This window comes from Cellulomonas xylanilytica (assembly GCF_007989805.1).
Lineage (GTDB): Bacteria > Actinomycetota > Actinomycetes > Actinomycetales > Cellulomonadaceae > Cellulomonas > Cellulomonas xylanilytica.
Map to the genome: position 1 here is coordinate 198,340 of NZ_BJUB01000007.1, position 11,851 is coordinate 210,190.

Here is an 11,851-nt window from a genome sequence, read left to right on the forward strand (position 1 = left end):
GCGGCTGATACCGGTCTACCGGGTGACCAAGAAGGTCGGGATTATCGGGTGTCCCGTCCCGCACCCGAGGTGGTCTCGTGCGCTCCCTGATCCTGCTCGCCCTCGTCGGGCTCGCCGCCCAGCTGGTCGACGGCGCGCTCGGCATGGCGTACGGCGTCACGTCCACCACCCTGCTGCTGGCGATCGGGACCAACCCCGCGGCGGCCTCCGCGACCATCCACCTCAGTGAGATCGGCACGACGCTGGTGTCGGGCGTCTCGCACTGGCGGTTCGGGAACGTGGACTGGAAGGTCGTCCTGCGCATCGGCGTCCCCGGCGCGGTCGGCGCGTTCGTCGGCGCCTACGTCCTGTCCAACCTCTCGACAGCCACCGCCAAGCCGGTGATGTCCACCATCCTCCTGGCGCTCGGCATCTACATCCTGGTCCGGTTCACGCTCTTCGGGCTGCGCAAGGACCGCCTCGGGCTCCCGCTGCGCAAGCGGTTCCTCGCGCCCCTCGGCCTGTTCGCCGGCTTCGTCGACGCGACCGGCGGCGGCGGCTGGGGCCCCGTCGGCACCCCGGCGCTGCTGGCCTCCGGCCGGATCGAGCCGCGCAAGGTCATCGGCTCGATCGACACGTCCGAGTTCCTCGTCGCCATCGCCGCCAGCCTCGGCTTCCTGTGGGCGCTCGGCTCGCAGGGCATCAACCCGGCCTGGGTCCTGGCCCTCCTCGTCGGCGGCGTGATCGCCGCACCCATCGCGGCGTGGCTCGTCCGCAAGATCCCGGGCCGGATCCTCGGCTCCGCGGTCGGTGGCCTGATCGTCCTCACCAACGCCCGCACCCTCCTCCGCAGCGACGGGGTCGGCCTGGCCGGCACCCCGGCCGAGGGGCTCGTCCTCGGCGCGATCGCCGTGGTCTGGGCCGGTGCCATCGCGTGGTCGGTCCGCGCCTACCGCGCCGAGCTCGTCCTGGAGGCAGTGACTGCGCACGTCGAGGCCGAGCCGGTAGGTGCCGCCCGGACGGCCGGCTGACCCCTGCACGACGACGAAGGGACCCGCTGCGGCGGGTCCCTTCGGTCGTGCGGGAGAGACGTCAGGCGGTCGGTGCAGTGGCCTGCGCGGCGGCGCGGACCGCTGCCGGCAGTGCCGAGACGATCCGGTCCATGGCGGCGTCGTCGTGCGCCGCGGACAGGAACCACGCCTCGAACGGCGACGGCGGCGCGTACACCCCGGACTCGAGCAGCGAGGTGAAGAACGGCGCGTAGCGCCACGACTCGGTGGCCAGCACCGACGCGTAGTCCCGAGCACCGTGCGCGGCGGCGTCGGCACCGAAGAACGTGCTGAACAGGTTGCCCGCCCACTGGACGGCGTGCGGCTGACCCTCGGCCGACAGCGCCGCGGTGAGCTCACCGCGCAGCTGCGCGGAGACGGCGTCGACCCGGGCGTAGACCGACGCGTCCGCGAGGCGCAGCGTCGCCAGCCCGGCCGCGGTCGCCACCGGGTTCCCCGACAGGGTGCCCGCCTGGTAGACGGGGCCGACGGGCGCGAGCAGCGACATGACGTCGCGGCGCCCACCGACCGCGGCGACGGGCAGGCCGCCGCCGATGACCTTGCCGAACGTGTGGAGGTCCGCCGCCCAGCCCTCGCGCAGGCCCTCGAGCCCCCACCAGCCGGAGTACCCGACGCGGAAGCCCGTGAGCACCTCGTCCTGGATGAGCAGCGCGCCGTGCGTGAGCGTGAGGCGACGCAGCGTCGCGTTGAACCCGGGGAGCGGAGGGACGACACCCATGTTGGCCGGAGCGGCCTCGGTGATGACCGCGGCGATGCGCGGGCCGTGCTCGGCGAAGACCGCCTCGACCGCCTCGACGTCGTTGTAGGGCACCACGAGCGTCTCGCCGGCGACCGCGCTGGACACGCCGGCCGAGTCGGGCAGGCCGAGCGTGGCGACCCCGGAGCCGGCGGACGCCAGCAGCGAGTCCACGTGCCCGTGGTAGCAGCCGGCGAACTTCACGATCAGGTCGCGGCCGGTGAAGGCGCGCGCCAGGCGCAGCGCCGTCATCGTCGCCTCGGTGCCGGTGGACACCAGGCGCACCTTCTCCGCCGGGGGGACCCGCGAGCGGATCTCGTCGACGAGCTCGGTCTCGGTGACCGTCGGCGCTCCGAAGCTCAGACCGCGGCCGGCTGCCTCGCGGACCGCGTCGACGACCTCGGGGTGCGCGTGACCGAGCAGCGCGGGACCCCACGAGCCGACGAGGTCGACGTACTCGTTCCCGTCGACGTCGGTGACGTACGGCCCACGGGCGGACGCGAGGAACCGCGGCGTCCCGCCGACGTTGCCGTAGGCGCGCACCGGCGAGTTGACGCCGCCGGGGATGACGGCCTGCGCGCGCGCGAACGACGCAGCGCTCAGGCTCGCTGCGCTCGTCGCGTTCGAGGTGGTGACGCTCATCGGATCTCCTCTGCCAGCCAACCGGCCAGCTCTGTCGCAGAGTACGTGAGTACGTGATCGGCACCGGCGCGACGGATGCTGAGCACGGACTCCAGGATCGCCCGTCTGCGCTCGATCCAGCCTCGCGCAGCGGCGGCCTCGATCATGGCGTACTCGCCGGACACCTGGTAGGCCGCGACGGGAACCGTCGACATCGCCGCCACGTCGGACAGGATGTCGAGGTACGCCAGGGCGGGCTTCACCATGACGATGTCCGCACCCTCGGCCAGGTCGATGGCGACCTCCCGGACCGCCTCGCGCCGGTTCGCCGGGTCCATCTGGTACGTGCGGCGGTCGCCCTCGAGCTGCGACTCGACGGCGTCCCGGAACGGCCCGTAGAACGCCGACGCGTACTTGGCGGCGTAGGCCAGCACGGCGACGTCGTCGCGACCCGCGGCGTCCAGCGCGTCCCGGACGTACCCGACCTGGCCGTCCATCATCCCGGACAGCCCGACGACGTGGGCGCCGGCCGCCGCCTGCGCCAGGGCCATCTCCGCGTACCGGACGAGGGTCGCGTCGTTGTCCACGGCCCCGCCCGCCGTCAGCACGCCGCAGTGGCCGTGGTCGGTGAACTCGTCGAGGCACAGGTCGGCCTGCACGACGAGCGCGTCACCCGCCTCGGCGACCGCGTCGGCGATGGCCAGGTTGAGGATGCCGTCGGGGTCCGTCGCCTGCGAGCCGACGGCGTCGCGCACCTCGGGGACCGCGAAGAGCATGACGCCGCCCAGCCCTGCACCGGCCGCCTCGGCCACGGCCTTCCGCAGCGAGTCGCGGGTGTGCTGCAGGACGCCGGGCATCGAGGTGATCTCCCGCGGCTCCGTCAGGCCCTCCTTGACGAACACCGGGAGGACGAGCTGCGCGGCGTCGAGGCGGGTCTCGGCGGTCAGCCGGCGCAGCGCGGGGGTGGCGCGCAGCCGACGCGGACGGACGCGGCGGGCGTCGGTCATCAGTGCTCCTCGGGGCTGGGGATCGGGGCGGGCAGGACGGTGGCGACCGCCCGGGTGAGGGCGTCGACCATGCCGAGCATCGTCTGCTCGGTCGCGATGCCGGCCAGCGGGAGGCCGAGCCGCGCGGCCTCGGCGGCGGTGGACGGGCCGATGCCGATCATCAGGGTGCTGGTCGGCGGGGAGCCCAGCTGGGAGGCCAGCTCCCGCACCGTGCTGGCCGACGTGAGCAGCGCCGCGCGGATGGTGCCGTCCGTCCACGCCTCCCGGACGTCGGGCGGCGGAGGGGCGGCCGACACGGTGCGGTACGCGACGACGTCGGCCACGTCCCAGCCGCGCTCCTGCAGCCCGTCGACGACGGTGGTCGCCGCCAGGTCCCCGCGGGGGAACAGCACGCGGGCCGGCCCGGTGGGCGCCGGGAACGCCTCGACCAGCCCGCGGGAGGTGGACCGTCCCCGGGGCACCAGGTCCGGCTCGACGCCGACCTCCTCCAGCGCGCGGGCAGTGCCGGGACCGATGGCCGCGACCCGCACGTGGCCGTCGGCGAGCAGCTGCGGCAGGCTGCCGGCGCTCTCCTGCGCGCGGTCCACGAGGACGGGCACCGCGGCGGCGCTGGTCACGACGAGCCACCCGAACCAGCCGGACTCCAGCGCCAGCAGCGCGTCGTCCAGCTCGGTGGGGTCCTCGGGCGGCACGGTCTCGATGAGGGGGACGACGACGGCCTCGGCACCCGCCGCGGCCAGCGCGACGACCGCGGGGCTGCGACCGGCCGACGGGCGGGGCACCAGGACGCGCCAGCCGGACAGCGGCAGGACCGGGGGCGCGGTCATCGGACGGCGCCCAGCGCGGCGAGGTCGGCGGCGCCGGCGTCGAGAAGGGTCTCCGCGAGCCGGGTGCCGAGCGCACGGGCGTCCGTGGTGCTGTCGCCTCCCAGCGTGGCGGTCAGGCCGCGGCGGAGGCTGGCGCCGCCGTCCGGGCGGACGACCACGGCGTCGAGGAACAGGGTCCGGCCGTCGTGGGCGAGGCGTCCGGTGGCACCGATCGGGGCCGCGCACCCGGCCTCGAGGCGGCCGAGCAGCGCGCGCTCGGCGAGGACCGCGAGCCGCGTGGGGCGGTGGTCGAGCAGACGCAGTGCCTGCGCGAGCGGCTCGTCGGGCTCGAGCCCGGCCCGGACCTCGACCGCCAGCGCACCCTGGCCCGGTGCGGGCGCCATGACGTCGGGCCCGAACGCCTCGGTGACGGCGTCGAGCCGCCCGAGCCGCGCCAGCCCTGCGCGGGCGAGGACGACGGCGTCCAGGTCACCGGGTCCGGAGGCCGACCCGGCGACGCGACCGAGCCGGGTGTCGACGTTGCCGCGGATGTCGACGACGACGAGGTCGGGGCGCGCGGCGCGGAGCTGGGCGGCGCGGCGGGGCGAGCCGGTGCCGACGAGGGCGCCGGGGGGAAGCAGGCCGAGCGTCAGGCCGTCGCGGGCGCACAGCGCGTCGGCGGGGTCCTCGCGCGGGGGGACCGCCCCGAGCGTGAGGCCGTCGGCGTCGCCGGTCGGCAGGTCCTTGAGGGAGTGCACCGCGACGTCGCAGCGGCCGTCGAGGAGCGCGTCGCGCAGCGCGGCGACGAAGACGCCGGTGCCGCCCAGGCTCTGCAGGGAGCCGGTCAGGCGGTCGCCCTCGGTGCGGACGTGGACGGTCTCGAGGGTGAGGTCGCCGTCCCCGAGGGCGGCGAGGGCGTCGACGACATGGCCGGTCTGCGTGAGCGCGAGCGCGCTGGCGCGCGTCCCGACGCGCACGTGCTGGAGCATGCAGCCAGTGTCCCTCTCCGGGGTGGCGATGTCGAAGCGCGGCGATTTCCGGGAAACGTCGTGACAGCTTGTCAGCAAATACCGCCGGAAAATGTGACCCACGACATTCTTTGACCGCTTGCCGACGTGTTGTCAGAAAATGCCGAGGAATTCCCTCAGAGGACCGACCGGGCCGCTGCGCGAGCATCGGGGACCACCGACGCCAACCCGTTGCCGGCGACCCAGGCACCGCACACCGCGACGCGCGGGAGCGCCTCGACCGCCGTCCGCACGTCGGCGACCACCCGCGCGTGCTCGGCGCTCGGCCGCGGCAGCGCCTGGCTCCACCGCACGACCGCGTGCCCCTCCAGCTGTCCCCGGGACAGCGGGGTGCCGAGCAGGACGGACGCGTCGCGCAGGGCGACGTCGACGTCCGGCTGCACGTCCTCGCCCGACCGCCCGTACGACAGGCGCACCACGTGCCTGCCCGGCCCGGCGTCCTGCGCGAGCCACGCCCACTTGGCGGTGGCGTGCGTGAGGGCCTTGGCGGTGACGTCCGTGGCCTCGGGTGCGACGAGCACCCCGGTGCCGCGCGGGGCCGCGTCGAGCTCCGGCGCGTCCACCACGAGCGTGACCAGGGCGACCTGCGCCCCGGGGTCCGGACGGCCGACGGAGAGCCCGAGCAGGTCGACCGCCGCCGGCGTGGCCAGCACCCAGCGGTCGGTCCGCTCGCCGTCCAGCGAGGTCACGGTCACGCCCGTACGGACGGTGCCGCCGTGCGCCTCGAGGTCCGCCACCAGGGCGTCGACCAGCACGTGCATCCCGCCCGCGATCCCCTGCACCGCGGACCCCGCCGGCGCGGACGCCCGCAGGCTCCGGACCGCGCGCGCCAACGAGCCGCGCTCCCGGACGAGCGCCGCGGGCAGGCCCGGCGCGACCGCGTCGACCGCGAGGTCGTCCGGGTCCGCGGCGTGCACCCCGCCCACCACCGGCCGCACCAGCCGGTCCAGGACGCGGGGACCCATGCGGCGGCGCACCAGGTCGCCCAGCGACGTCGCGTCCGTGGCCGGGAGCACCAGGTCCAGGCCGGCACGCGCCGACCCGACGAGCCCGAGCGTGCGTCGCGCCGCCCACGGGTCGGCGGGGATGCCCAGCAGGCCCGTGCGCGGCAGGGGGCCGTCACCGTGGCGGAGGTGCACCCAGGCGCCGTGCGGCTCGGGCGTCCGGACGCGGTCCGCGAGCCCCAGCTCGCCCAGCAGCGCGGCGACGACGCCCCCGCGCGTGGCGTAGGACTCGGCGCCCGCGTCCAGCCGCAGGCCCGCGACCGTGTGCCCGGCGACCGCCCCGCCCAGGGTGTCGCGCTCCTCCAGCACCAGCGTCCGCAGGCCCTCGTGGGCGAGCTCGCGCGCGGCGACGAGCCCCGCGATCCCGCCGCCGACGACGACCGCGTCCCAGGTCATCGTCAGATCTCGTGGACCAGCTGCGTCACGCGCGTGAGCACCGTCGGGTCGGTCTCCGGCGGGACGCCGTGACCCAGGTTCACCACGTGCCCCGGTGCCACCGAGCCCCGCGCGACGACGTCGCGGACGTGCGCCTCGAGCACCGGCCAGGGCGCCGCCAGGAGCGCCGGGTCGATGTTGCCCTGCAGCGGCGTGGTGCCGCCCAGGCGCCGGTTCGCCTCGTCCAGCGGCAGCCGGTAGTCGACGCCGACGACGTCCGCCCCGACGTCCCGCATGGCCGCCAGCAGCTCGCTGGTGCCGGTGCCGAAGTGCACCTTCTTCACGTCCAGGTCCGCCACGTGCGACAGGGCCCGTGCCGACGCCGGGGCGACGTGCGCGGTGTAGTCCGCGAGGCTCAGCGAGCCCGCCCACGAGTCGAAGAGCTGCGTCGCGCTGGCACCCGCCAGCACCTGCGCCCGCAGGAACGCACCCGTCACGTCCGCCGCCCACTGCGTGAGCGCCGTCCACGTCTGCGGGTCGGCGTGCATGAGCGTGCGGGCGGCCAGGTGGTCGCGCGACGGACCGCCCTCCACCAGGTACGCGGCGAGCGTGAACGGAGCGCCGGCGAACCCGATCAGGGGCGTCTGCCCGAGCGCGGCCACCGTGAGCGCGACCCCGTCCGACACCGGCTGCAGCGCCTCGGGCGTCAGCGGGCCGAGGTCCCGCAGGCGCGCCACGTCGTCGGCGGTGCGCACCGCGGAGCCCATCACCGGACCGACGCCCGGCTTGATCTCCACGTCGACGCCCGCGAGCTTGAGGGGCACCACGATGTCCGAGAAGAAGATCGCCGCGTCCACGTCGTGCCGGCGCACGGGCTGCAGGGTGATCTCGCTGGCCAGCGCCGGGTCCAGGCAGGCGTCGAGCATCGCGGTGCCGACGCGCGCCTCGCGGTACTCGGGCAGCGACCTGCCGGCCTGTCGCATGAACCACACCGGGCGTCGCGACGGGGCCTCGCCGGAATATGCACGGACCAGCGAAGAATTCGTCGTGCGGCCGTCGGCGAGGGGGTGCGAGGAAGGAAGGTTCACGTCCCCGATTGTGCCGGACAATTGTCGAGATGATTAACTCGGGCACGTGGTGCTGCTGTCCCTCGCCGCCAGTCACCACGACCTCGACCTCGAGGTGCTGGAACGTCTCTCGTCGGACGTCCACGCCGTCGCGTCCGAGCTCGTGGGCTCGACGGCCCACAGGTTCGTGTCCGGTGCCGTCGTCCTGGCGACGTGCAACCGGTTCGAGCTGTACCTGGAGGTCGACGACGCGGCGAACACCCCGACGGCCCGCACCGCCGCAGCCGAGGCCGTCGCCAGCCGCTCGGGCTACACCGCCGCACAGGTCGACACGCACCTGCGGGTCCGGACCGGCACCGACGCCGCCGCGCACCTCTTCTCGGTGGCTAGCGGGCTCGACTCGATGGTCGTCGGCGAGCGCGAGATCCAGGGCCAGGTCCGCCGCGCGCTGACCTCCGCCCGCCGCGACGGCACCACCACGTCCAGCCTCGAGTCCCTGTTCCAGGCGGCCTCGCGCGTCTCGCGGCTGGTGGAGAGCCGCACCGGGCTCGGCGCCACCGGCCGCTCCGTGGTCGGCGTCGCGCTCGACATCGCCGAGCAGCACCTGCCCGACTGGTCCGACGTCCGCTGCGTGCTCATCGGTACCGGCTCGTACGCGGGTGCCTCGCTCGCAGCCCTCAAGGCCCGCGGCGCCGGCGACATCCGCGTCTTCTCCGCGTCCGGGCGTGCCCGGGCCTTCGCCGCCGCCCGCGGGGTCCGTGCGCTGCCGTCGTCCGCCGACCTCGCCGCCGAGGTGTCCGACGTCGACCTCGTGGTCGCCTGCAGCGGCGCCGCCGGAGCCGTCCTCGGCGTCGACGCGCTGGCCGCCGCACGGCAGGGTTCCGACTCCCCGCTCACCGTCGTCGACCTCGCGCTGCGGCACGACGTCGACCCCGGTGTCCGCTCGCTGCCCGGCGTGCGGCTGGTCAGCCTGCACACGGTCGCCGAGCACGCCCCCGCCGAGCACGCCGCCGTGCAGACCGCCCACGACGTCGTGATCGCGGCCGCGGAGGCCTACGAGGCCGACCGCCGGGTCCGGGACTGGAACCCCGCCGTCGTCGCCGAGCGGACGCGGATCCTCGGCGGGCTGGAGGCCGGCCTGAGCGAGCTGCCCGACGCGCTGCGCGACGAGCGGGCCGAGCGGGCCCTGCGCCGGCGCACCCGTGCCCTGCTGCACGCGCCGACGGTCCGAGCCCGTGAGGCGGCCCGCGCGGGGGACGCGATGACCTACGCGGCGGCGCTCACGGAGCTGGCGTCGATCCCCGTCCCCGCGGTGGCGGCACCCGCACGCTGACGAACGTCAGTCCCGCACGCCCCTCGCGATCCGCACGGCGAGCGGGGCGCGCTCGGCCGCAGACGTGCCGAGCGCGTTGTCGTGACGAGTCCGCGCATCGGGCGGTGAAGAAAAGAGCGTGCCGGGCCTGGACGGGGGGGAGGGCCAGGCCCGGCACGCGTCCCGTGAGGGTCACATCACGCTGGACGTGACCCTGGTACGGAACCCTCGGAGCGGCGCGCTCAGGAGCGCACCACCTGCTGATGGGGGGCAGCAGGCCCGGGGGCCCAGGTGTGGGGGACCACCTGGTTGGTCTGGATGTCGGTCAGCTCGGCGGCGTAGACGATGCCTTCGTACACGCCGGCCTCGACACGGGTGAGGTGCAGGCGCTCGGCGCGCTCGATGTCGTCACCGAGGTGGGAGATGCGGGCGACGACGTAGCGCTGGGCGTCCTGCCACTGGTCGACGACGCGGACGCTCAGGCCGTTCCAGCGGGCCGTGAGGTCCAGCTCGAACAGCTCGGTGACGTCCTCGCGGGCGACGCGGCGGTACCAGCGGCCCGACGGCGACTGGTGGAAGCCGGTCTCGGCGAGCGGCGGGTTGGCCAGCGCCAGGACGACCGTGTGGCCGCTGTCGACGACATCCGCCTCGAGGTAGGCGCCGTGCCACTTGGCGACGGGACCGACGCAGCGGGAGAGGGACGCGAGCGACGGGCGGGGGGCGCCCAGCTGCGTGACGGTCCAGCCGGCGCCGACGTCGCCGTAGCGGGCCAGCAGCGTGGAGGTGCCGTTGTCGTAGATGCGGATGAGCTCGGCGCCCGGGGGGATGCGCGAGTGGCGCAGCCACCACAGCGGGAGGATGTAGCCGGGCACGTCGCGGTACTGCAGCTGGGGGGATGACTCGAAGCGCAGCACATCGATCGAGCGGTCGTAGGGGCTGAAGGGCGAGCCCTCGTAGCCGAGACCGTGCACCTCGAACAGCTGCGCCGGGGTCGTCGCGAAAGCGACGTCCTCGGCGCGCACCACGTACCCCGCCAGACGGTCATGGCCCGCGGTGAGATGCGCGCGGGTGAGCGCTGGCGTGATCGCCTTCTGCATGAGCGTCACGATGGGCATCCTTGCCAGAAAAGGGGTGAACCGGATGTTTAGGACCGGTCGGTGCACGATTGTGCAGGGCATATAGGGCACCTGTCCAGAAGAGGTCACTCTTTTGGATGAAATCGCAGGTCAGAGGGCATGAGAGCGATCCCGTCGAAGCGCTTCCGCTTCTGCGCGCGCGTCGGCAGAAGATGGCCGCTGCGCGCCGCCCGTTCACCCGTTCGGCCCAGTAGCGCTGGACGATTCCCTCGGGTCGGTGTATCCGCCCTGCTCAGCGGTCGAGGTGGTCCACGAGCGTGCTCGCCAGCCCGGTGTACGAGGCGGGGGTGAGCGTCGCCAGCCGCGCGGCGACCTCGTCGGGAAGCCCGAGCCCGCCGATGAACTCGCGCATGTCCGCCGCCGTCAGACGGCGGCCGCGGGTCAGCTCCTTGAGCCGCTCGTAGGGGTTCTCCATGCCGGTCACGCCCGCGACGGAGGCGGCACGCATGGCGGACTGGACCGGCTCGCCGAGGACCTCCCAGTTCTCGTCGAGCTCGCGCGCCAGCAGCGCCTCGTCCACCGACAGCGCCCGCAGCCCGCGGGCCACGTTGTCGATGGCCAGCAGCGAGTGCCCGAACGCCGGGCCGATGTTGCGCTGCGTCGTGGAGTCCGTCAGGTCCCGCTGCAGGCGGCTGGTCACCAAGGTGCTGGCCAGTGTGTCCAGCAGGGCGCTCGACAGCTCGAGGTTGGCCTCGGCGTTCTCGAACCGGATCGGGTTGACCTTGTGCGGCATCGTCGACGAGCCCGTCGCGCCCGCCACCGGGATCTGGATGAAGACGCCGCGCGAGATGTACGTCCACACGTCGGTGGCCAGGTTGTGCAGCACCCGGTTGAACCGTGCGACGTCCGCGTACAGCTCGGCCTGCCAGTCGTGCGACTCGATCTGCGTGGTCAGCGGGTTCCACGTCAGGCCCAGGTGCTCGACGAACGCCTTGCTGACCGCCGTCCAGTCCGCACCCGGCACCGCCACGACGTGCGCCCCGTACGTGCCGGTCGCGCCGTTGAGCTTGCCCAGGTACTCGTCGCCGGCGATGCGCGTCAGCTGGCGCCGCAGCCGGTGCGCGAGGACGGCCAGCTCCTTGCCGAGCGTCGTCGGCGTCGCCGGCTGCCCGTGCGTCAGCGCGAGCATCGGCTGGTCCCGCAGCGACCGCGCGAGCTCGGCCACCTGGTCGACGAGCGCCGTGGCGGCCGGCGCCCAGACGTCCCGCACCGCGCCGCGGACCATCAGCGCGTACGACAGGTTGTTGATGTCCTCGCTGGTGCACGCGAAGTGGACCAGCTCCCCGACGTCCCGCAGCGCGGACCCCTCCGGCGCCGCCGCGAGCCGGCTCTTGAGGAAGTACTCCACGGCCTTGACGTCGTGCACGGTGATCTTCTCGATCGCCGCCAGCTCCGCCACCTCGTCGGGCCCGAACGTGGCGACGACGTCCCGTAGGTGCGCCACGTCGTCGTCGGTCAGCGTCGGGGCGCCCGGGACGACCTCGTTCTGCGCCAGGTGGATCAGCCACTCGACCTCGACGTGCACGCGCTCGCGGTTGAGTGCCGCCTCGCTCAGGTGGTCCACGAGCGGCGCGACGGCCCCGCGGTACCGGCCGTCGAGCGGGCCGAGAGCGATGGGCGGGGTGACGTCCGCGAGCCGGACACGTGCGGGGGAGGTCATGCATGCATCATCCCAGAGCAGCCGCACGGGGATCCGCGGTGTCCGGGGAC

10 protein-coding genes are annotated in these 11,851 nt (G+C 74.5%); 2 read left to right on the forward strand and 8 right to left on the reverse strand.

From position 1 onward, the window contains the following. Positions 1–77: 77 nt before the first annotated feature. The gene (locus CXY01_RS12420) at positions 78–1,010 is read left to right on the forward strand and encodes a sulfite exporter TauE/SafE family protein (RefSeq protein WP_146927748.1); all 933 of its coding nucleotides are present in this window, start codon (positions 78–80) and stop codon (positions 1,008–1,010) included. Between the two features lie 61 nt (positions 1,011–1,071). On the opposite strand, the gene hemL is transcribed toward CXY01_RS12420, so the two are convergent. The 6 genes from hemL to hemE all read right to left on the reverse strand — a co-directional run bounded on the left by hemL (position 1,072) and on the right by hemE (position 7,714). Continuing rightward, complete coding sequence (gene hemL, locus CXY01_RS12425; RefSeq protein ID WP_146927749.1) at positions 1,072–2,427, reverse strand: glutamate-1-semialdehyde 2,1-aminomutase; 1,356 nt, start codon at positions 2,425–2,427, stop codon at positions 1,072–1,074. Then, positions 2,424–3,413 (reverse strand): porphobilinogen synthase, encoded by a 990-nt coding sequence (gene hemB, locus CXY01_RS12430; RefSeq protein WP_146927750.1) that lies wholly within the window; start codon positions 3,411–3,413, stop codon positions 2,424–2,426. Before hemB ends, hemL begins: the two co-directional genes overlap by 4 nt. Beyond that, on the reverse strand, positions 3,413–4,240 hold the full coding sequence (locus CXY01_RS12435) for a uroporphyrinogen-III synthase (RefSeq protein ID WP_146927751.1): 828 nt from the start codon (positions 4,238–4,240) through the stop codon (positions 3,413–3,415). The genes hemB and CXY01_RS12435 overlap by 1 nt, the downstream gene beginning before the upstream one ends. Beyond that, on the reverse strand, positions 4,237–5,208 hold the full coding sequence (hemC, locus tag CXY01_RS12440; RefSeq protein WP_146927752.1) for a hydroxymethylbilane synthase: 972 nt from the start codon (positions 5,206–5,208) through the stop codon (positions 4,237–4,239). The genes CXY01_RS12435 and hemC overlap by 4 nt, the downstream gene beginning before the upstream one ends. Before the next feature lie 155 nt (positions 5,209–5,363). Further along, positions 5,364–6,647: a protoporphyrinogen/coproporphyrinogen oxidase gene (locus CXY01_RS12445; RefSeq protein ID WP_146927753.1), complete on the reverse strand. Its 1,284-nt coding sequence runs from the start codon at positions 6,645–6,647 to the stop codon at positions 5,364–5,366. 2 nt (positions 6,648–6,649) lie between these two features. Further along, on the reverse strand, positions 6,650–7,714 hold the full coding sequence (hemE, locus tag CXY01_RS12450) for a uroporphyrinogen decarboxylase (RefSeq protein ID WP_146927754.1): 1,065 nt from the start codon (positions 7,712–7,714) through the stop codon (positions 6,650–6,652). Between the two features lie 46 nt (positions 7,715–7,760). Here hemE and CXY01_RS12455 point away from each other — a divergent pair, with 46 nt between their 5' ends. Beyond that, positions 7,761–9,026 (forward strand): glutamyl-tRNA reductase, encoded by a 1,266-nt coding sequence (locus CXY01_RS12455; RefSeq protein WP_146927755.1) that lies wholly within the window; start codon positions 7,761–7,763, stop codon positions 9,024–9,026. Positions 9,027–9,247: 221 nt separating this feature from the next. On the opposite strand, the gene CXY01_RS12460 is transcribed toward CXY01_RS12455, so the two are convergent. Together CXY01_RS12460 and purB are read right to left on the reverse strand one after the other, a co-directional pair. Then, positions 9,248–10,102, reverse strand: a complete 855-nt coding sequence (locus CXY01_RS12460) for a UCP033725 family protein (protein WP_371862771.1) — start codon at positions 10,100–10,102, stop codon at positions 9,248–9,250. Positions 10,103–10,373: 271 nt separating this feature from the next. Continuing rightward, positions 10,374–11,801 (reverse strand): adenylosuccinate lyase, encoded by a 1,428-nt coding sequence (purB, locus tag CXY01_RS12465; protein ID WP_146927757.1) that lies wholly within the window; start codon positions 11,799–11,801, stop codon positions 10,374–10,376. Between the last annotated feature and the right edge of the window lie 50 nt (positions 11,802–11,851).